At 43.2% G+C, this 21,240-nt stretch carries 18 protein-coding genes; 4 read left to right on the forward strand and 14 right to left on the reverse strand.

The genetic code is table 11. The features are described 5' to 3' along the window. Window positions 1-256 precede the first annotated feature (256 nt). Window positions 257-2,668: a serine/threonine-protein kinase gene (locus P5674_RS14145; protein WP_006618522.1), complete on the forward strand. Its 2,412-nt coding sequence runs from the start codon at window positions 257-259 to the stop codon at window positions 2,666-2,668. A 35-nt stretch (window positions 2,669-2,703) separates the two neighbouring features. Here the strand turns inward: P5674_RS14145 and P5674_RS14150 are convergent, their stop codons facing one another. From P5674_RS14150 to P5674_RS14160, 3 genes are all read right to left on the reverse strand, one after another. Continuing rightward, window positions 2,704-6,714 (reverse strand): ATP-binding protein, encoded by a 4,011-nt coding sequence (locus P5674_RS14150; RefSeq protein WP_006618521.1) that lies wholly within the window; start codon window positions 6,712-6,714, stop codon window positions 2,704-2,706. Between the two features lie 156 nt (window positions 6,715-6,870). Beyond that, entirely contained in the window at window positions 6,871-7,701 is an 831-nt protein-coding gene (locus P5674_RS14155; protein ID WP_006618520.1) for a hypothetical protein, read from the reverse strand. A gap of 263 nt (window positions 7,702-7,964) precedes the next feature. Further along, window positions 7,965-8,168 (reverse strand): zinc ribbon domain-containing protein, encoded by a 204-nt coding sequence (locus P5674_RS14160; RefSeq protein WP_006618519.1) that lies wholly within the window; start codon window positions 8,166-8,168, stop codon window positions 7,965-7,967. Between the two features lie 592 nt (window positions 8,169-8,760). Between P5674_RS14160 and P5674_RS14165 the strand changes: the two genes are divergently transcribed. Beyond that, complete coding sequence (locus P5674_RS14165) at window positions 8,761-9,933, forward strand: FAD-dependent oxidoreductase (protein WP_315670053.1); 1,173 nt, start codon at window positions 8,761-8,763, stop codon at window positions 9,931-9,933. On the opposite strand, the gene P5674_RS14170 is transcribed toward P5674_RS14165, so the two are convergent. Beyond that, entirely contained in the window at window positions 9,930-10,406 is a 477-nt protein-coding gene (locus P5674_RS14170) for a bifunctional alanine racemase/tRNA (adenosine(37)-N6)-threonylcarbamoyltransferase complex ATPase subunit type 1 TsaE (RefSeq protein ID WP_014275438.1), read from the reverse strand. The genes P5674_RS14165 and P5674_RS14170 overlap by 4 nt on opposite strands. 51 nt (window positions 10,407-10,457) lie before the next feature. Continuing rightward, window positions 10,458-10,931 (reverse strand): DUF1622 domain-containing protein, encoded by a 474-nt coding sequence (locus P5674_RS14175; RefSeq protein WP_006617614.1) that lies wholly within the window; start codon window positions 10,929-10,931, stop codon window positions 10,458-10,460. Window positions 10,932-11,178: 247 nt separating this feature from the next. Here P5674_RS14175 and P5674_RS14180 point away from each other — a divergent pair, with 247 nt between their 5' ends. Then, window positions 11,179-11,928 (forward strand): ABC transporter ATP-binding protein, encoded by a 750-nt coding sequence (locus P5674_RS14180; protein WP_006617613.1) that lies wholly within the window; start codon window positions 11,179-11,181, stop codon window positions 11,926-11,928. Between the two features lie 2 nt (window positions 11,929-11,930). Then, window positions 11,931-12,923: a threo-3-hydroxy-L-aspartate ammonia-lyase gene (locus P5674_RS14185; protein ID WP_006617612.1), complete on the forward strand. Its 993-nt coding sequence runs from the start codon at window positions 11,931-11,933 to the stop codon at window positions 12,921-12,923. Here the strand turns inward: P5674_RS14185 and P5674_RS14190 are convergent. The 9 genes from P5674_RS14190 to sixA form a co-directional block, all read right to left on the reverse strand. After that, window positions 12,907-14,646, reverse strand: a complete 1,740-nt coding sequence (locus tag P5674_RS14190; RefSeq protein WP_006617611.1) for an EAL domain-containing response regulator — start codon at window positions 14,644-14,646, stop codon at window positions 12,907-12,909. The two genes, P5674_RS14185 and P5674_RS14190, sit on opposite strands and share 17 nt — an antisense overlap. Further along, window positions 14,643-14,867 (reverse strand): sensor histidine kinase, encoded by a 225-nt coding sequence (locus P5674_RS14195; protein WP_234933730.1) that lies wholly within the window; start codon window positions 14,865-14,867, stop codon window positions 14,643-14,645. The genes P5674_RS14190 and P5674_RS14195 overlap by 4 nt, the downstream gene beginning before the upstream one ends. Before the next feature lie 29 nt (window positions 14,868-14,896). Next, the gene (locus tag P5674_RS14200) at window positions 14,897-15,856 is read right to left on the reverse strand and encodes a histidine kinase dimerization/phospho-acceptor domain-containing protein (protein WP_234933731.1); all 960 of its coding nucleotides are present in this window, start codon (window positions 15,854-15,856) and stop codon (window positions 14,897-14,899) included. 291 nt (window positions 15,857-16,147) lie between these two features. Continuing rightward, on the reverse strand, window positions 16,148-16,453 hold the full coding sequence (nuoK, locus tag P5674_RS14205; protein ID WP_172973422.1) for an NADH-quinone oxidoreductase subunit NuoK: 306 nt from the start codon (window positions 16,451-16,453) through the stop codon (window positions 16,148-16,150). 122 nt (window positions 16,454-16,575) lie between these two features. Further along, window positions 16,576-17,196 (reverse strand): NADH-quinone oxidoreductase subunit J, encoded by a 621-nt coding sequence (locus P5674_RS14210; RefSeq protein ID WP_006617608.1) that lies wholly within the window; start codon window positions 17,194-17,196, stop codon window positions 16,576-16,578. Window positions 17,197-17,262: 66 nt separating this feature from the next. Continuing rightward, a complete protein-coding gene (ndhI, locus tag P5674_RS14215) occupies window positions 17,263-17,886 on the reverse strand; it encodes an NAD(P)H-quinone oxidoreductase subunit I (RefSeq protein WP_006617607.1) in 624 nt (207 codons plus the stop codon). Between the two features lie 61 nt (window positions 17,887-17,947). After that, entirely contained in the window at window positions 17,948-19,066 is a 1,119-nt protein-coding gene (gene nuoH / locus P5674_RS14220) for an NADH-quinone oxidoreductase subunit NuoH (protein ID WP_006617606.1), read from the reverse strand. Window positions 19,067-19,240: 174 nt separating this feature from the next. Next, window positions 19,241-20,416 (reverse strand): citrate synthase, encoded by a 1,176-nt coding sequence (locus P5674_RS14225; protein ID WP_006617605.1) that lies wholly within the window; start codon window positions 20,414-20,416, stop codon window positions 19,241-19,243. Window positions 20,417-20,521: 105 nt separating this feature from the next. After that, window positions 20,522-21,031 (reverse strand): phosphohistidine phosphatase SixA, encoded by a 510-nt coding sequence (gene sixA, locus P5674_RS14230; protein ID WP_006617604.1) that lies wholly within the window; start codon window positions 21,029-21,031, stop codon window positions 20,522-20,524. Between the last annotated feature and the right edge of the window lie 209 nt (window positions 21,032-21,240).

Consider the following 21,240-nt stretch of genomic DNA (forward strand, 5'->3'; position numbering starts at 1 on the left):
TGTACGGTTTTGTATGGGAGGGGGAGATGGCGACATCTCTCTCGACCCCTACTCGTTCCACAATTTAGATATAAATTTTCTCATCAATATGATATAGTAGTAATCAAATTAGTATCTTTGAGCTAATCATACTATCAGGGAGTTTGCTACATATCTATCTGAGTCTACTAGACCCGGATCAACTATCATCAAATACTTGTAACAATTATAGTGTTACTGTCTATGGGTTTAATTTACATCAGTATTTACATGGATCATGATTGACCAACTTTTAGACAGACGGTATCAAATCCTAGAGGTGATTGAGTCTGGGGATCTAGGTAGTACGTTTTTAGCAATAGACACCCGTCGACCTGGGGAATGCCTCTGCTTTATCAAACATTTGCGACTTTTGGTAGAAGATATCCAGCTACTGAATATTGCCCGTCGTCGGTTTCGCCAGGAAGCCAAGATTATGGAAAAATTATCCAGACATGAGCAAATTCCGCAACTTTTAGCTTATTTTGAGGAAAACGAAGAATTTTATCTAGTGGAGTCTTACACTCCTGGTCATCTCATCTCTGATGAATTTTGGCCCGGTCATCCCCTATCAGAAAATCTGGTAATTCAGATAATTTACGATGTCCTAGAAATCCTGACTTTTGTCCATAGATTCGGAGTAATTCACCGAGATATTAAACCTAGTAATTTACTCAGGCGAGACTCGGACGGAAAGTTAATGCTATTGGATTTTGGGGCGGTTAAAGAAATTGGTTTGAGTCAAAATCATAACCCCCCCACAGGTCCCATTGGAACCATAGAATATATGCCTATTGAGCAGTTCGAGTGTAACCCCCGCCTCAATAGCGATATTTATGCCCTGGGTATAGTCGCTATTCAAGCCTTAACCGGACTTCCTAGTTATGAATTATCACAACTGCGAGAAAATTATCATACTAACCCAGGACAGTTGTTCTGGAGGCATTTAACTATTGTTAGTTCCGAATTTGCCGACATTATAGATCGCATGGTGCAGTTGGACTATCGGGAAAGGTATCAATCGGCGGAAGAGGTTTTAACTGCTTTGCGAACCATGGGCGATCGCAGTCCCACCGATTTTAGTAAACTCCAAACTTACCGAGAAGAAATACAACGCTGCGCCAGTCATAAGGGTGATATTTCCGTAGTTGGTCGCCAAATTTTGGAGGAACTGCGAGTCACTTTAGAAATATCCAAGGAAGAAGCAGAAGCCTTAGAAGATGAAATACTTAATCCCTATCGTAAGTATCGTGAGAAGGGAGAACGTTACGAACAGGCATTAATAGCAGCAGTTAAACAGCAATATCCTTTGAGTGCTGAAACGCAAAATGAACTAGATAGATTCAAGGAATTGTTAGGTATTGATGATGAAGATGTCGAGGTGATTAAATCTCATATCTTACCCAAATCTGGGTGGAGTAAAATCTTAGATATCTTTGGATATAATCCCCGTACTGAAGTGGCTAATAAACAGCCTAAATCATCCGTCGCTTTTCGTCCGCGCCCGTCTTTTTTGTTGGTGATTGGGGGTATTTCTTTGGCGATCGCCCTGTTGCTTTTCCTGTTGTATCAATATCAAAGATGGCAACAGTTACAAGTAGCCAGAGCCAATCAACAACAACTTTATAGCCAACAGTTTCAGACAGTCGCCGATTTAGTACAAGCTGGAAACTACCAAAGTTGTATTACCCAAGCCCAACAAATTCCCCAATCTTCTAGCTATCATCCCCAAGCACAGACATTGCTGGAACAATGCCAAAATGTGGTTTATTGGAAACAGGCAGACCTAACAACTTTAGCCGGTCATACGGCCCCGGTAATGTCCGTAGCAGCTACTAATGATGGACAAATAATTGCTAGTGGTAGTCGGGATAATACTATCAAACTTTGGAATACACAAACCGGGGAAAATATCTCCACTCTCGCCGGAGATGGCTCGGCTATTCTGTCCGTAAATTTTAGTAATGATGGCATTGAATTAGCATCCGGGACAGAATTTTGGCGGATTCTGGAATGGAATTTACAAACCAGAGAATTGTATTTACCATTGGAACACTCAGCCCCAATTTTGACAGTACAAATTAGCCCTAATAATAGAAATATTGCCTCTGGTAGTGCTGATAATACTGTGCGAGTTTGGGATCGCCGCACTGGACAAGTTTTGTATAACCATACTGAACACTCAGAAACAGTTTATGGGGTGGCATTTAGTCCTAATGGTCGCTGGCTAGTGACAGGTTCAGGCGATCGCACTATTCATGTGATTGATTTAGAAATGCGTGAGTTACGCCACCGTTTACAAGGACATAACGGAGAAGTGCGAACAGTCGCCATTACTCCTGATGGTGAAAATATCATCAGTGGTAGTAGTGATAATACCATTAAAGTTTGGGACTTACAAACCGGGGAAGAAACCATAACCCTAACAGGCCATCAAGGGGAAGTTCTCTCCGTAGCCGTCAGTCCCGATGCTACTCAAATTGCCAGTAGTAGTCGCGATCGCACCGTCAAAATTTGGAACTTATCAACTGGAGACCTACTGAATACCTTAACAGATATTCCCGCCGTGATTAACTCTGTCTTTTTTGTTGATGATGAAACCTTAATAGGAGGCAGTGAAAACGGAACCGTTGCTATATGGAGGAGATAGCAATCATGAAAAGACTACCCATTGATGATGGGCTATCAACTTAATCCTTGATATATGGCAGTTAACTTAGCTTCTAGTTCCGGCGATTTTGCCGTGAAATGAATATAAAAATGACCTGGTGCTGCTGGATATTCTAACACCTTAGCATAGACATCTTCCGCACCAGAACCGCAAATATCACTACTGAAATTCAGCTTAATGTTAGTCAGAGGTAAAGGCAAATAAGCCTCATCTTCTGACTCAGCTTTAACCTTAGCTTCCCGCGCCGACAATTCCACAACAGTACCAGAAAAGACATTTTCCCCGACGTGCTTTCCTTCCAAAACCGTATATTGTAAAGGGATAGGTTTTGGGAGAACCACAAATAACTCTTTTTCCCTTTTTAAATACAGATTATAAGGTACACCCACCCCTCCCAATTCATAAATAGTAATTGGTTTTTGTACCCCCTTGGGTTGCACCTGTTTTTCTCCGGTAATTTTCGCCATTCTCCCTACCGCTTCTAGGGTAGATTCAGAAATCAGAATTTGTCCTCCCGTGGTATAAGATTCAATCCGATAAGTTAAATTAACATTCTTACCCACCACCCCATATTTAGTTCGTTTTTCCGAACCAATATTACCAACTACCACCTCTCCCGTATGTACCCCAATTCCCATCTCTAAATTAGCATAACCCCAAGCCTTCATAGTTTGGTTAACCGACTCCATAGCCAACTGCATAGCCACCGCACAGGCGATCGCCCGCTGCGGGTCATCCTCACGCACATTAGGCGCACCAAATAGCACCAAAATTCCATCACCCATAAACTCATCAATTGTCCCATTATAATTAGTAATAATATCCGCCATAGTTGACAGATAAAAATTCAGAATCTTGACCACTTGTTCAGGATTTAAACGTTCAGAAGTTGCCGTAAATCCCCGCAAATCAGAAGTTAAAATCGTCAGAGTCCGTCGTTCTCCCCCCAACTCCAAACGCTCATGACTTTCTAACAAATTCGCCACTACTGCATCAGTTACATAGCGCCCAAAAGTCTTGCGGATATGAGCCTTTTCGGTGCGGAGTTTTTTAATGCGGATATGGGTTTTAATCCGTGCCAGTAACTCCTCTTTATTCAGAGGTTTAGATAAATAATCATTCGCGCCTAATTCCAGTCCCACCACTAAATCAGAAATCCGATTTTTCGCTGTTAACATCATAATTGGCAGTTGATGCGGCGGCCAATCTTCCCTAATTTTTTCCGTCACTTCATAACCAGTCATCCGAGGCATCATCACATCCAATAAAATCAGATCTGGAATAAAACCAGACTCTAAAATTTCCAGTGCTTCCATACCATTAGTAGCCTGAGTAACAGCATAATTTTCCAAATAAAGATAATTCGCCAAAACCTGTAAATTAATGGGGTCATCATCAACAATCAGAATTTTAAACTGATTGCTATCTGGAGACAACTTAGACCCCGCCATAGATTGATGATTTTCAGTTTCTGGTATGGCAGCATCCCACAATACATCAGCATTCACCAGCGCCGCCTCATTAACCAGTAGTGAGTCCGGCTTAACAATAGTTTCTGGTATTTCCTCACTTATAGGAAGGGTAAAGGAAAAAGTAGAACCGGAGTCCACCACTGAATCTAACCATATTTTACCCTGGTGTAATTCCACCAACTGTTTAGTAATAGCTAAACCCAAACCCGTGCCGCCATATTGTCGCGCCGTTGAGCCATCACCCTGTTCAAAGGATTCAAAAATACGATGATGTTTGTCTGGGGGAATACCAATGCCAGTATCATAAATATTAATCACAGCAGTGGAGTGATTTACCTCTGTATCTAACACCGAGGCGGTAATTTTCACAGTTCCCGAATCCGTAAACTTAATGGCATTACCAATTAAATTATACAGAATCTGTTGCAGGCGATTTTCATCAGCATTAACCGCCGGAAAATCAGCAGGTATTTCATTAATTAACTCAATATCTTTATTGCCAATTAGAGGTTTACTTAGCACTACAATCACTTCCACAATTTCGCGAAGACCTAAAGGTTGCAGTTTTAGCTCTAAGGTTTGATGGCGCAATTTAGAGAAGTCAAGAATATCATTAACTAGAGTAGATAAACGATGTCCACTTTTAGCAATCATAGACAAGTTTTGGCGCTGAAGTTCTGTTAAAGGTCCCCCCACACCATCAAGCATTGATTCAGACAAGCCAATCATACCATTAAGGGGAGTACGCAGTTCATGGGATGTATTAGCGAGAAACTCATCTTTGAGTTCATCCATACGCTTGAGAGCATCGTTTTTCTCTTTTAATTGCTTGGTAAAGTTTTGACGTTCCATCTCGGCTTGTCGGCGCTGAGTAATATCTTCAAAAACTGCAATTCCATAAACAATAGCTTCATCACTATCAAAAATTGGTGTAGCCATTAGGGAACAGCAAATAGTTTGATCTGGGTGACGAATTTCTATATTTTCAATGGGAACAATTTTGCCTTTTAATGCTCTAATTAATGGTAATGCTTTGGTAGGATAAACCTGGTCTGTGCCATTTAAATATAAATTATTTATGCCGGCAAAATCTTCTAAGGATACCTCTGGTATATGTTCATGCCTGAATAAATCTTTTAACTTTTGATTGGCATAATATATATTGCCATTTTTATCATATACTAAAACCCCAACTGGCAAGGCTTCCAGGAATTGTTTAAGCCAATATTCTCGGTCATAAAGCTGGCGATTTAAGGCTTTGCTGATGTTATTCTGTTCTTCTAATTCACTAAAAGATTGCCGAATCTGCGCCGCCATTTGATTAAAAGATTGAGCCAGTTCTCCGACTTCTTGACAACGGGAAATATTGACGCTATGTTCCCAATCACCTTGGGCAAATTTCCGGGCAGCTTTATTTAAGTTAACTAGGGGTCTAGTGACGCGACGAGCCATGAACATACCGATAAAAATAGTAATAGCTAAAGCCACAAGAGATAGCATAAAAGTGATTCTAGCATTATGATTAATTATGCCCAAAAAATCCGACTCTGGCATCACTACGACAATCAGCCAATTTAACCCCCATTTATCCTGATAACGCACGACATCAAGAAACTGCTTTTCTCCGTTGATATAAAAGCTACTTTGATGGCTGGTTTTAATCTGGCTTAAATGTTCAAAATTTTGGCTAAAATATGCTGCTGTGCCGCTAATTAATGGGTGATTAACCTGGGAGACATGCAGGCGTTTATCTACATTTTGATCATCGATTGTATAGGGGGGAAAATTGGTGGAGGAAGCCACTAATAAACCGGAGGATTCCAAAATAAAAACTTCCCCATTGGGGCTAACTTCCAAACCTCCCAAAAAATCATTAATTAAAGTTAGCACAAAATCCACCCCAATCACGCCGATAAATTGACCTTGACTGTCAGAAAGTGGATGGGATGCAGTAATCCCTAATTTACCATTGGGAAAGGCATAAATTGGACTCCAATTTGGTGCATTTAAGGCGAGAGTTTTAGTGTACCAAGGTCGGATTCGCGGGTCATAGATAGTTTGATTATAAAAATCACCTCGCGCGCCTTCAGGTGTGATCAGATAATATAAGCGATTCGGTGATTCTTCGACACTTTTGGCTCGAAAAGAACCATCAGATTCCCGACTCACATAAATAAATTGCCCTTGTTCATTGCCAATATAGACAGCATAGACATTCTCAAAAAGTTGTATAATTCTCCATAAGACCTTTTCGGAACCCTCGATATCAGCAAAGCTAATATCTCCTTGAATAGTATCTTTAATCAGAATTTCAGATAAAAGATGGGGACGTTGTAATAATTTGGCTAGATTACTTTTGACGCGATTAGTTGCTTGCTCACTCAGTTGGTTAGCTATATCCATAACCGCCTGCTGACCGTTGCGCCAAGATAGATATCCTGTGACTCCCACTGTGGCGAATAGCTGAAGCACAAAAGGGACAATAATTATCTGTTTGAGAGGGACTTGCTCAAATAGGTTAGAGGTTCTCTGCTGCAAGAATTTGATTAACATAGGTTCAGATTACAAAGGGATGAAATAACAGGATGTTAGATCAAATCTGATTGATTACTAATCATCCAAGTTCGTTTTGAGGTCGCCACCCTCGATCATAATGAGATGAACCCTAAACTATAGCTACAAGATACATTGGCATGATTTTTTCCCCGGTTATTGAGGGTCGGAAAGTTCCAAAACACCAGCTTTCCAGGGATTGAATATAATCATATCAGATCCAATGACGGCATTACGAGCTACAAGCTGACCATCACTATCTCGGATTTCCAGACGAGTAAAATCGAGCGATCGCACTTGGTTAAATAATTTATTAGCCAAACGACTTTGATACTTAGATTCTAGCTGAAACCATCGATCGCTCACTTCAACTTCTAATAAACTCCCGGCAAAATTCGCTTTAACTGACCCAATCAAATCCTCGCCATAGGCCTTACTTAGTTTAGCAAGGCGATCGCGAATTGAGTTAGTTAAAGAAGGTTCCACAGTCAAAGTAGATGCCATCAAACCCACAGGTTCCGCCGCCTTGGGGGTAATTAGTTCTGGAGGTAAACGACCCGGATCTATTTCGGTTTCCGGGTTAAGGGGTTCGGCTTCAGGAACTTCTGGGGTTTCGGGTTCGGTTTCGGGTTCGGAAATAGTTTCCGCAGTGACCGGAGCCGGTGGTGTCTCCGTTGTGGTCACTGGTGGGATATCCTCAACTCTCTGATAATTGGTAGCTGTTTCCGGTCCAGACTTAGAGAACAGCAGTAGTCCTATACCAAATATTACTAATAAAATTGCACCCCACCACCAAACGGAACCACGGCGGCGACGGGGACCTTGAGGAGCGGCTTCCAATTGGTCAATGGTGGCTTCTGAAATTTTAATGATTTTCCGCAATAATGCGATCGCCAAATCCCGCCAAGGGTGACGTTGAGACCTTGGCGGTGGTGAATAGCGTTGAGGTCCCTTGGGTTGAGAAGGCTGCGATCGTTCCGTAGACATATTGGAGTTTCCATCAAGGCTGCTGCATAGTAGCTATCGCTCAATTTACCTTAGCGATCGCCACTTATCAATTTTCCGCACCACCGAAAATTGTAGATCCCCAATACCCTCGTGATTAGTTGGAGTTGATGGTTTTGGTGATGGAGTGAGATGGTAATGACCCGGCCAGGGTATATTGCAGCCTTTTGTGGATAGGACCCGGATTTAGCCAAAAGGTATCGTATATATAAATTAGCGATACTACTGCCTTTGAGTTTGAAAAACTAAGCCAGGACAGACATTTCTAGGCTAGTTTCCTCAAAACTAAGAGCCACAAGGGGGCTAGATATCCGACTTGCAGACCGTTGAAGGCTGACTAGAAAAGACAGGTTAGGCATTGCTTCGTGACAGTGTTGGCAGTACCAATAAATTCCATTATGGTTGATATGCCTTAACATAGATGAACCGCAGCAAGGACAGGTACTCATAATTTTAAACTCCAAGTTTATCAAAGGTTGAGGCTTAACACGGATTTCTTTAGCTCACTTTACTTAGTCTAAGCAGCCTTTGTGAATAAGTTGTGAAGTATTATCCACATTTTCGGATGCGCCATATCACTGCTCACAGTTGCTAATTGATCTCAAAATATGCCAACAAGATTTGTATTCAATTACACCAATATATAAATTTCCCTATTCCCTAAAATTTCGCCCACATTCGTGACGGCTGACTGTAATAGTATTATACACAAATTCCCGGCAGATGAGTTAAGGAAAAACTAAATCTACCCCATCAACAGCTTAAAATCCCTGATCCCCTATGGACTCTTAGGGTCTATGGCTGGGGTGGTTGCAGCAGAAAATCAGTGCTTAACTGTCTACCTAGTCAAGATTCCCCCAACCACATAGCGATCGCCATCCGTAGAAAGATGTAGTAAAATTTGCCATCAGTTTATGGTAAAATTAATTGGCTCTCAGTCTCACCGATTTCATCCGCCAACTAGCTGATATTTAACCTAGGTTTGCTGGCGATTAATTTCAATAAAAGACGAAAATTAACGGAGTTTCCCCTAGTTAAGTCATGTTTTCTGTTACCCCTGTTAAAGACCTGGTACTAATTGGAGGGGGTCACAGCCATGTGATCGTCCTCAAACAATTAGCCATTAATCCCATTCCCAGACTACGCCTGACCCTAATTTCCGATGTGTACCATACTCCCTATTCGGGGATGCTACCGGGATATATAGCCGGACTATATAAGTTTAACGATTGCCATATAGATGTGCAAGCCTTAGCCAATTTGGCGAAAGCCAGACTATTGATAGATCGGGCCATTGGTTTAGACCTACAAACCAATCAAGTCCTGTGCGCCAACCGTCCCCCCGTCCCCTTCGATATTCTATCTATAGACATAGGTAGTACCCCTGGCACTATGACGGTTCCCGGTGTCCAACAACAGGCCATTCCGGTGAAACCCATTGCTAAATTTCTCAACCACTGGGATAAAATTATCGAAACGGTGAGGGAAAACCCGAGGGAGAAAATGCGATTAGCAGTGGTTGGCGGCGGCGCTGGGGGAGTGGAATTAACCCTAGCTATATTTTCCCGTCTCCAACAGATTTATGGTCTCCACAGCCAACTACCAGAAAATCACCTAGAGTTACATCTATTTCAAAAAAGCGATCGCCTAATTCCCCAACGCCACCCAGGAGTTAGTCAGCGTTTGCAAAAACTGATCAGCAGTCGAGGTATCAACCTACACCTAGGGGAAACCGTCACCGAAATCGAGGGAAAATCCCCCCATAGCATCCATTGTGAATCAGGATTAACCGTAAAGTGCGATCGCTTGTTTTGGGTGACACAAGCCCGCGCCGCCACCTGGTTAAAAGACGCAGGACTAGCCACCGACGATCAAGGATTTATCCTCGTTAACGATTACCTTCAGTCTATCTCTCACCCTGATATTTTCGCCGCTGGAGATATCGCCACCATGTTAAACCATCCCCGACCCAAAGCCGGAGTTTTCGCAGTCCGTCAAGGAAAACCCCTCGCCGAAAACCTGGGACGCAAAGCCAACCAACAACCCCTAAAACCCTATCGACCCCAGAAAGAATTTTTAATCCTAATTAGTACAGGAGACCAACAGGCGATCGCCTCACGCGGCTGTTTTCGTCTAGGTCCCCATCCCCTAATTTGGCAATGGAAAGACCATATTGATCGTCAATTTATGAACAACTTTACTCAGCTTGATTAAACTGGGTTAATTAACCCATCCAATGCCATCACCAACCCCCCCATAGGAATCAATTTAATTTGGCGATCGCCTTGGGGAGTATGACTCAAAATAATCTGCAAATAATCAGCCGGACGATAGGCTAGACGTTCCGACCACTCCACCGCCACAATACCCGGTTCCACCTCCACCCCCTCCCAATACAAGGAAATATTCAACCCCTCAATTTCCGACTCATTCAGGCGATATAAATCCAAATGATACAGAGGAATACGTCCGCTTGTATACTCATTAATCAAAGTAAAAGTCGGACTATCCACTGATTCGGAAATACCCAAACCCTTAGCGATACCTTGCACTAAAGTAGTCTTACCCGTCCCTAGATTACCCTCCAGCAGAATTAAACTATTAGCACCAAGCGATCGCCCCAATTTCACCCCCACAGCTTGGGTGGCGATCGCATCAACCAGAGACAATATCACCGCCTCATTCATCTGTTCAATCCTTCCTCAATTTCACAAATTTATTAATCACTCAAACCCCCTTTATTCTACATGATTTTTTTTAAAATCAAACTCCTTCTCAAGTTCCTTATTCAGGAAATAGTTTAAAAACGTCCGAATCAAAGCAATTACCCCCAATCTAATTAGAGTTTCCTCCGTCGGGGCGACAGTGGTAGCCAGAATATCAGCCCCCAGTTGAAATTCTAAGGCTAATGCCAACCACACCCCAAACCTAATCCGTAACTCGATAAACAGAAACTCATCATATTGAAATTGAGAAAATTTAATCGCCAGTTGTCCGGTTTTCACTACACCAAACAACACACAAAAAACCGAAATGGTCTCTAATACAAACTTCGCCAAATCAACTAGCAGTTTGAGTCCATTCTCAGCCGTATATAACCATTCCATAAACTTGTCATGCCAGGGTAAAGTTACCCCAGCTATGTTAGCAGCAACAGCCAGATCTGAACCAGCGATCCAGATTTGGTCAAGGCTACCACTAGACAGACCCACCGGGTTTCAGGCTATTATATATAGAATTGCCCGAATCAAGTTAATTGGACTCCACCCTGACCCATGGGGAAACATTTAACCCGACAGTGACAGTTCCCTAAATGTCATATTTCTACAAAACTACCACTATCCAATAGGTCATAATTAAATTGAAACCAGATTTTTTTGCCGATCATGTCACAACTACCAGTAAAGTTTTAAAGACCGTGCCAGTAAGCTGTCGCTAATCTCAGATCGAGGGTCATCAATGATCACTTCTAACTTAAATTGGACTAACTTAGCCAAAAGCAAAAGCCTCATGGCTGAACGCAACCATGATCCTAAATCGATCGCGATTTGGGCCTGTGGTATTCAAATGATTTATCAATCTGGACGGCAAAATTTTCAAGTCCTCAAAGGTATTGATCTGCAAGTTCGCTCTGGGGACATACAACTTTTGATGGGACCAAGTGGCTCTGGTAAAACCACCTTACTCTCAATTTTGGCCGGACTTCTCACCCCCACAGCCGGGCGAGTCATGTTATTAGACCAAAATATTACCCAAATGTCTCGCCAGCAGTTAGCACAGTTTCGGCTAAGGAATATTGGCTTTATTTTTCAGGGGTTTAACTTGTTTCCAGCACTCACGGCGGCGGAAAATGTGGAAGTTGCCCTAAATATCAAAGGCATTCGTGGACGTAGAGCCCGCCATGAAGCCGAAATACGGCTCGATCAAGTGGGTTTGGCTGCCCAGAAGCATTTGCGACCCCGCGACCTTTCTGGGGGGCAAAAACAGCGGGTAGCGATCGCCCGCGCCTTGGCGGGAAATCCTAAACTAATTATGGCCGATGAACCTACAGCAGCCCTAGACTCCACCAGCGGTCACGCCGTTATTGATGTATTACGGAAGTTGGCCAAAGAAGACGGCGCGACAGTGTTAATGGTCACTCACGACCCCCGCATTATTGATGTCGCCGATCGCATTCTACATCTCGAAGACGGTCAAATTCAGCACTAACCATGGATAGCCAGTTACCAGTTAACTTTGATGCAGTTGCTACCGCCTCCGCACGTCTCAAGGGCTACCTAAAGCCTACCCCAGTGGTTACATCTACCACTGTGAACCGACTAACCGGGGGGACGGTTTTTTTTAAGTGCGAGAATTTCCAACGTACTGGATCATTTAAGTTCCGTGGTGCTTTCAATGCCCTATCTTTGCTAGATCCTAAATCACAACAGGGCGGCGTGTTTACCTATTCCTCCGGCAATCATGCCCAAGCGATCGCACAAGCTGGGTCAATTTTAGGAATCAACACCACTATCATTATGCCAGACAATGCCCCCGCTGTCAAGCGATCGGCTACAGCTAATTATGGCGCGGAAATTGTCCTGTATAATCCCTCAGAAGTAGTGCGAGAAAAATATTGTCAACAACTAGCAGGGGAAAGAAATGCTACCATTATTCCCCCCTATAATCATCCCGATATTATCGCCGGACAGGGAACTACAGCATTAGAATTAATTGAGGATGTAGGAGAGTTGGATTTATTGTTAGTTTGTTGTGGCGGCGGTGGCTTGCTTTCTGGTTGTGCGATCGCCACGCGCCAACTTTCTCCCGCTTGTCAAATTATTGGGGTTGAACCCGCTTTAGCAGACGATGCTACCCGGTCATTTAAGACTAAAACTCTCCATACTATTCACAACCCCCAAACTATTGCTGATGGCGCGAGAACACCTTATTTAGGAAGTCTCACCTTTCCGATTATCCTAGCTAAAGTTGATGATATGGTAACCGTTTCCGAAACTCAAATTATTCAGGCGATGTGGTTTTTATGGGAAAGGTTAAAATTGGTGGTAGAACCCACCGGAGCATTAGCCACAGCCGCTTTATTATCGGGAATTGTCCCCGCTGCTAATCGTCGTGTAGGGGTGATTATTAGTGGCGGTAATGTGGATTTAAAAGAGGCGATCGCTTTCTTTCAAAATCAGCCACCAATTAATTGGGTAAGTTAAGTTCAGGGTCGCTTTTTAATAAGCCTTCAAACTGAGCATCCGTCAGGGGGGGACTGAAAATATAACCCTGAATTTCATGACATAAATTGTCATAAATAAACGCCAGTTCTTCTGCGGTTTCTACCCCTTCCGCCACCACTTTTAAGTTAAGTTGTTTGGTCATCATAGTCACCGCCTTAACAATAGCTTGAGTTTTCGGATTTTGATGAACATCTTTCACAAAGCACCTGTCTAGTTTTAAAGTATCAAACGGAAACTTATTTAAATAGTTAAGAGACGAGTAACCCGTCCCAAAATCATCAATGGAGACCTTGACACCCAGAGACTTTAATTCCTTTAACTTGCGGATAGATAACTCCTCATTTTTAACCAAGATGCTTTCCGTTAACTCTAGTTCTAAATAAGCCGGATCCACCCCTTGATCATTTAAAATTTCCATTAAATGTTCACAAAAATTAGCCTGATTAAACTGATAGGCTGAAACATTCACCGCCACCGGAATTAACAGGCCTAAATTTGTCCAAGTTTTGATTTGACGACAAGCCGTTTTAACTACCCATTCTCCAATAGTTTCAATCAAACCTGTTTCTTCAGCCAAAGGAATAAATAACCCAGGTGACACCAAACCATTATTGCACCGATTCCACCTCAGCAAAGCCTCAGCACCCACAATCTTACCAGTTTTTAAGCAGACTTTTGGCTGATAATACAGTTGTAACTCATTCCTGGCGATCGCCTTTTGCAGATCCGCCTCTAAAGCTAGACTCTCCGATGACAGTACCTGTAAACTATCTCGATATAGAGTACAGCGGTTTCCCCCATAACTGCGACTCGAATTTAAAGCAATTTGACTATTTTTTAAAAGCCAATCAATGTCCTGACCGTGAATAGGATAAAGAGCAATTCCCATACTAGCCATAATCACCATTTCCTGACCATTAATTAATAAAGGTTCAGCTACAGCATCCCTGAGTAATTTAGCTTGCTCATTTACTTGATTTTCCGAGCCAGCCAACTGACCAATAATCGCAAACTCTCCACTGGTTAAAGAAGCCACAGTACCCTGATTATCCATAGCTTTAACTAACCTTTCTCCCACCTGCTTCAGTAGTGCTTCCGCCGACTCATAACCGAGGGTGTCATTAATCCGATTAAATCTATCTACACTCAAACAGACAATTGGAATTAATCCCGAATCGTAACTTGGTAAATTCTCTACAATTTTTTCAAAGCGATCGCGCAAAGCCAAACGATTCGGTAAATTAGTGATTCCGTCCCAGTCCACCAGTTGATTAACCTGTTCTTCTGTAGATACAATTGGACTTTGATTATTTTGATAATACTGTTGCATATTGGAATGTTTTTCTAAACGCACCGTAATCGATCGCATTAGCTCCGCTGCTGAACAAGGTTTCGTAATATAATCATCAGCACCCAACTCCATAGCCTTGCGGGTATTCATGCGATCGGCTAAAGCCGTCATAAAAATAAACGGAATAATTGCCGTTTTCGGGTTCTGTCGAAGCTGTGCCAAAACTCCATAACCATCAAGTATCGGCATCATTACATCACACAAAATCAGATCAGGATGCTCCTGTTCAGCCAGTTTAACACCCCGCAGACCATCGGTAGCTTCCAACACTTGGAAATTCTCAAATGTTAGCAGTTCCACCAAGTTCTCTCTGACCAATCTTTCATCTTCAATAATCAGAATTTTTTTCATTCCTCTAATTTAGATGGCAAGATAACTGTACAAGTTGTTCCTATTCCTTCTTCACTTTCCACCCGAATTTCACCAAGCTGTAAATCTACCGCTTTTTTCACCAAAGACAACCCCAGTCCTGTTCCTGATATATTCCCCACATTGCTACCACGGTGAAACGGCTCAAATAGGCGTTTTATATCCAACTTAGGAATGCCAATACCTGAGTCCTTAATCGCCAATATAACCCGATCATCCTCACAAGTCAAGTCTATTTTAATATCCCCCCCGCCTGGGAATACTTAATCGCGTTAGAAATCAGGTTAGTTAGTATTTGTGAGATTAAATACTCATCAAGTCTGGTATCCGGGAAACTGCTAGGACAGGTAAAAATTAAATTGTGTTTATCCGTGGTTAGTTGAATTTCCGCAATTAAGTTAGCGCAAAACTCTTTCAGATTCACCAGCACGGGATGGGGGATTAACTTGCCAGATTCCGCTTTTTCAATGATTAGAATATCATTTAAAAGTTCTGTCATTTGCTGGATTCCTACCCTGATTCTCTGAAAATGGGTGCGTTTTTTGTCATCGGAAATTCTCTGACTATAACTTTCTAATAATCCAGCCGAAAAAGAAATCGTAGTTAAGGGAGTCCTCAATTCATGGGAAATTGTCGTAATTAAACTAGTTTTAAGGTCTTGAAATTCTGCCTGAATTTGGTCGATTTGTTTTTGGCTATAATCCCGCAAATCATGATTTTCACTTCTCAGACTATCAATCTGTTCTTGGAGTTGAGAAACTGATTGATATAATATGGGATTGTTCAGAATTTGTAAAAGTCGGTAACTCGAAATTAATCCCAATAAATGATTTTCGTCATTAACTACGACACAAAAATCAGTTTTAGCATTGTTAAAGAATGAAATTAGGCTAGAGATATTCGGCAAATGTGACTTTTTGAAGACCAGTGGTAATTCCTTCATTACTTCTGCCACTTTAGTCTCATTTAGATCTATTTTTTTCGACACGACATCGACTACCTCCTTGGCGCTGAATGAACCAATGGGGGTACTGTCATTGACAACTAAAACCACCTGTGCGTCCAACTCCTTCATTAGAGCGATCGCATCCATTATTTTAGTTTCCGGTCCAACAATAATAGGTGAAGTATCTAGGATAGCTTTTTCTAATCTAAAGAGTGCTAAGTTAAACCGAAACCCACTGGCTATCAAAGCCAGGGTTTTCTGAGTTCAACAACTCCCCTTTCCTGAACATGGTTTACCATCTTCAGTCAAGGGCGAACCTGTTGACCCCAATTGGCAATTGTGCTAGACCCCAGGAACAGGCTAATAGCCACCAAGGCATCCCACCACAGCCACATTGTAGCACAGTCAAAATAAAATCTTGCTTACGTTAAGCCTACAAGCAATAGATAGTCGGGGCTATAGTTTCAGAGTCCACCACCAAAAAAGCCTAATTTCCTTAGAAACCAGGCTTTAAGTTATTAGTTTTAGTTAGGAAGGCTACCACTTTAACAAGTTAAACTCTTCCATATCGACCGTATCACGGTTGCGATAAATTGTCAAGACGATCGCCAAACCGACCGCCGCCTCAGCCGCCGCCACAGTAATCACAAACACCGTAAAAACTTGACCCTTAATACTCCCAGAGTCCAAGTAATTAGAAAACCCCATCAAATTGAGGTTAACAGCATTAAGCAGTAACTCAATAGACATGAGAACTCGGACCGCATTACGGCTAGTAATCAATCCATAGATACCTATACAAAACAAAGCCGCCGCGACCAATAGAAAATATTGAAGTTGCAATTCCATAAACAATTTTTAAGATTTTCAAGTGTCTGTCTAATCAAACCCGGTTCACCACAGCGAAGGCTTAACCAAAGGGTTAAATAGCCTCGCCGTAGATTAACCGATCGCTACTCTAGCCATTATTCGGGGGACTCATCAGAGCTACCAGAAACCGAGATCAGTTCCCGAGGGCGCTCCGTGAGCATCAAAAGAGATGTAGTTGTAGTTGGCGTGTTAGAAGCATCGGGGATAAAATCCCGACGAGCCAGAACAATAGCTCCCACCATAGCCATTAGCAAGAACACAGAAGCTAACTCAAAGGGTAGCAAAAAGTCAGTAAAGAAATGTTCACCAATAGCGATCGCCGAACTTTCAATGCTCACCACTGCCGCTGTAACCGACCAGGGCGTTGATAACACCATAGTAGACAACAGAGCAAATAGGCCCACACAGACCACAGCCGTAGCAATTTGGCGCAGCCCAGCATTAGGTAAAACCCGAAAATCCTGTTGTTTGTTAACCAACATGATCCCAAACAGGATCAAGACATTAACAGAACCGACATAAATCAAAACTTGAGCCGCCGCCACAAAATCCGCATTGAGCAGGAGATATAATCCAGCCATGCTCATAAACACCCCTCCCAGCAAAAATGCCGAGTAAACGATATTTTTGAGCAAAACCACACCCAAAGCGGAGCTAATCATCATGATGGTTAGCAGGCCAAACGAAACGACCTGAACCCCTTCTGCTAAATTCACGGGCATATCCTAAGAGTGATCAAAGTTTGGGTAATGGAGACATTACCCCTGCCAAAGTTATTAAAATCAGGCTTTTTCTGCCTTAGCTTGGGATTCCCCATCCCGTTGTTGTTCGATCTTATCGATAAATTCCTCTGGACGCAAACCAGATCGACGGGAATTTGGGGGAAGATCGTGCGGGTCCATAACTCCCTTGGGTAAATAGGCAAGTTCCCGCAGGGGAGTCACCATCGGATCATCGGTCACCTTATAGGGTAACCGTCCCAGTGCCACATTATCATAATTCAACTCATGGCGATCGTAGGCTGCCAGTTCGTATTCTTCCGTCATTGACAGGCAATTAGTCGGACAATATTCGACACAATTACCACAGAAGATGCAAACCCCAAAATCGATACTGTAGTGTTTGAGTTTCTTTTTCTTAGTTTCCCGGTTAAATTCCCAGTCTACCACCGGGAGGTTAATGGGGCATACCCTAACGCATACCTCGCAGGAGATGCACTTATCAAACTCAAAGTGAATGCGACCCCGGAACCGTTCCGAAGGAATCAGTTTTTCATAAGGGTATTGAACAGTAATGGGTCGGCGCTTCATGTGGTCAAAGGTGACAGATAGGCCCTGACCGATATATTTAGCGGCTTGAATGGTTTCCTTGGCGTAGTCGCCAACTTGGTTAAGAAACTTGAGCATAGTATTTTTGAAGTGTCTTAGCTTGGGTTAACTTAGTTTAGGGATTAGCCCCCTTTAATATTTATCCCCCAAAAGCTATGGGAAATGCCAGTTTTAAGGCGGCTGTCAGCAAAAGATTCACCAAAGCCACCGGAAGTAAGAATTTCCAACCCAGGTTAAGCAGTTGGTCAATACGAACCCTAGGGACGGTCCACCGGATCAGAATGGCAGTAAATACCAGCAGATAGGCTTTCAGGATAGTCATGGTAATGCCGAGACTGGCAGTTAGTACCTGTAACCAAGGGGTGGTTTCACTCACGCCCAAAAGCCCAGCGATCGCCTCTACCGGAATCGGAAAATTCCAACCCCCAAGGTACAAAACTGATACCAACAGGGCAGATAGTACCAGGTTGACATAGGAAGCCAGGTAATACAGAGCAAATTTCATCCCCGAATATTCCGTCTGATATCCAGCGATCAACTCTTCCTCAGCTTCTGGTAAATCAAAAGGTAATCTTTCGCACTCAGCCAAAGCCGCAATACAGAAAATCACAAAACCCACAGGTTGTCGCCAGACGTTCCAACCCAGGATGCCATAGCCCGACTGCTGTTGAACAATATCAAGGGTGCTGAGGCTATTCGACATCATCACCACCGCCAAAACTGCTAGGGCGAGGGGAATTTCATAACTGATGGACTGAGCGGCGGCCCGTAGCCCTCCCAGTAGGGAGTATTTATTATTAGAAGCGTAGCCCGACATCAGTAGACCAATAGGCTGAATACTCGATAGAGCGATCCACAAAAATATTGCTGTCCCCAGATTAGCGATCGCCAAATTTTGTCCAAACGGCACAATCAGGTAAGACAAAAACACCGGAATCGACACAATAATTGGGCCGAGAGTAAATAACAGCGGATCTGCCTTAAACGGGACAATATCTTCCTTTAGCAACAGTTTAAGGCCATCTGCCAGGGGAGCCAAACTCCCCATCGGGCCAATATATTCCGGGCCAATACGTTGTTGAGCGGCGGCGGATATTTTTCGCTCCAACCAAACCGACCCTAATACTCCTACGGTAGCACCAACTAGCATTAATCCCATGGGAAATGGCATCCACAGAATTTTAGCCACCCCTGTTGGTATACCCAAATCTAGGAGGACTTGAATGAAACTTCCTTGTATATCAATTCCTGGATTCATATATTTCGCATTCAAAACGGCTGCAATTCCCCTGATCAGTATAACGTTGGAGGGACTCAAATCTTCACAATCACGGGAAATTTTCAGCCCTGGGGGAATTTCTGCCCCAAAAAAGGAAATTGGGGGTGGATCTATTGCCCTTTCCCCCAATCCCAATCTGTACTACTTCAATACCTATTGAATCACTGGACCTTGCAGGTCGATCGCACAGTTACGCTCATGAATGGGGATATAGGTTTCCGCATGATTTCCCGTGTAGATCTGGGTGGGTCGATAAATCCGGTTCTTGACCAATTGTTCTTTCCAGTGCGCTAACCATCCCGCTACCCGAGCGATCGCAAAAATCGGAGTAAACAAGTCCGAGGGAATACCCAATTTCCGGTACACCAAACCAGAATAGAAGTCCACATTGGCATAAATCCCCTTATGTCCCAACCGTTCCTGAACCACCTTTTCTAATTCCACCGCCACTTGATAGTATTGGTCGGAACCAAACTTCTCAAACAGTTGCTCTGCCAAATTCTGAAGAATAGTTGCTCTAGGGTCTTTGACTTTATATACCCGATGACCAAAGCCCATAATTTTGGCTTTTTTCTCCATCAAGTTATCTAGGTAGGGCCGGACATTTTCCACAGAACCGATTTCTTCGAGCATCTCCAGCACTTCCTCGTTAGCACCCCCGTGCAGTGGACCCGCTAAGGTTCCCACCGCCGACGCAATCACCGCATAGGGGTCAGTCAACGTCGAAGCTGTCACCATTGCCGAAAATGTCGAAGCGTTGATGGTGTGTTCTGCATGGAGAGTTAAGCACACATCAAATACATGAGCCGCTAACGGGTCCGGTTCCTTTTCACTCAGCATATACAGGAAGTTGGCAGAGTAGTCCAAATCATCCCTGGGTTGTACCGGGTCATTCCCTTTCCGCATCAGTTTAAAAGCCGCCACCATCGTCGGAATTTTCGCCAACAGCCTCACTACAGCTTGGCGAATGTAGTCGGGATTATCTAGGGCGCGACGGGAGTAGAACAGCCCTAAAGCAGCCGCTGAGGTTTGCAGAGCATCCATGGGGTGGCCGGTTTCGGGAAAGCATTTCATCATGTCCCGAATCCGATATTTAATCCGACGGTGATAGCGGATTTCATGCTCAAAATCTGCCAGTTCGTCTTTCGTTGGCAGTTTTCCCCAGATCAACAAATAGGAAGTTTCCAAAAACGTGCTTTGTTCGGCCAACTGCTCGATGCTGATCCCTCGGTATTCCAGCAGTCCTTTTTGTCCATCAACGTAGCTGATGCTTGACAGCGTAGCGGGAACGCCCTCTAAACCGGGCTTAAACTCACTCGTTGTAGTCATAGGAGCTTTTCTATATGTGTAGAATGTACAGGTATTACATTACCAGACACATTCAAACTACCGCCATTTTAAAATAATTAATTAATAAATGGCTGTTCACAAAAGTTAACCTTCATTTAGCCCCAACAAAAATTTAGGAGCTGTCAACCAAAACAGACGGGAATTCCCTTGTATCATACCCTGTTTAGGAATTTTGATTCCGATTATACCAGCTTTTTTCACGATTAAAACATCTGCAGATTTTTGCCAGATTAGATATTCTGCCCAATTGCCTAAATCCGGTTGGTGTCCGACTAGCGCCCAATCCTTCTCCCTAGTTTTGTCATGGTTTCCGTACCAATCTAACCATTGTTGAATGTCACCATCAGGGGCTAGAGCTGGCAAAATTTCGTGATTTAAACTAAGTCCGGTTGATTGGAGAATTTCGGCGGTTTGTCGGGCTCGCACCAAAGGACTAGAAAGTATACAATGAAACTGAATTTTGAGTTGTTTTAGTGTAAGGGCTACTTGACGAGTTTTGCGATCGCCTTCTGGGGTCAGGGGACGTTGTTCGTCCTGTTGGTAAGTACCGCGATCGGCCGCGATTCCATGACGAATTAAATATAAGTTACTCATCTCAAAATGCCATAATTGATTAGACAGCGTTTCTTCTTTTGATGGGGTACAGCCGTCACCTCCCTCTCCCCAGAGGGCGGGTTGCTAAATCTTCTCCCCCCTTATGTAATTAACAGGTGGGTATCAGAGAGGGGGCGGGTTTATTAATCTTCTCCCCCCCTTATGTAATTAACAGGTGGGTATCAGAGAGGGGGCGGGTTTATTAATCT

The sequence above is a fragment of the Limnospira sp. PMC 289.06 genome, assembly GCF_032350395.1.
GTDB lineage: Bacteria > Cyanobacteriota > Cyanobacteriia > Cyanobacteriales > Microcoleaceae > Limnospira > Limnospira platensis.

Bases quoted from the DNA above. Each gene is read 5' to 3' on its own strand.
- P5674_RS14190 (WP_006617611.1), bottom strand. From the start codon at position 14,646: ATGAAAAAAATTCTGATTATTGAAGATGAAAGATTGGTCAGAGAGAAC.
- P5674_RS14185 (WP_006617612.1), top strand. From the start codon at position 11,931: ATGGATAGCCAGTTACCAGTTAACTTTGATGCAGTTGCTACCGCCTCC.
- P5674_RS14180 (WP_006617613.1), top strand. From the start codon at position 11,179: ATGATCACTTCTAACTTAAATTGGACTAACTTAGCCAAAAGCAAAAGC.
- sixA (WP_006617604.1), bottom strand. From the start codon at position 21,031: ATGAGTAACTTATATTTAATTCGTCATGGAATCGCGGCCGATCGCGGT.
- P5674_RS14160 (WP_006618519.1), bottom strand. From the start codon at position 8,168: ATGAGTACCTGTCCTTGCTGCGGTTCATCTATGTTAAGGCATATCAAC.
- P5674_RS14155 (WP_006618520.1), bottom strand. From the start codon at position 7,701: ATGTCTACGGAACGATCGCAGCCTTCTCAACCCAAGGGACCTCAACGC.
- nuoH (WP_006617606.1), bottom strand. From the start codon at position 19,066: ATGAATCCAGGAATTGATATACAAGGAAGTTTCATTCAAGTCCTCCTA.
- P5674_RS14225 (WP_006617605.1), bottom strand. From the start codon at position 20,416: ATGACTACAACGAGTGAGTTTAAGCCCGGTTTAGAGGGCGTTCCCGCT.
- ndhI (WP_006617607.1), bottom strand. From the start codon at position 17,886: ATGCTCAAGTTTCTTAACCAAGTTGGCGACTACGCCAAGGAAACCATT.
- P5674_RS14150 (WP_006618521.1), bottom strand. From the start codon at position 6,714: ATGTTAATCAAATTCTTGCAGCAGAGAACCTCTAACCTATTTGAGCAA.
- P5674_RS14165 (WP_315670053.1), top strand. From the start codon at position 8,761: ATGTTTTCTGTTACCCCTGTTAAAGACCTGGTACTAATTGGAGGGGGT.
- P5674_RS14145 (WP_006618522.1), top strand. From the start codon at position 257: ATGATTGACCAACTTTTAGACAGACGGTATCAAATCCTAGAGGTGATT.
- P5674_RS14170 (WP_014275438.1), bottom strand. From the start codon at position 10,406: ATGAATGAGGCGGTGATATTGTCTCTGGTTGATGCGATCGCCACCCAA.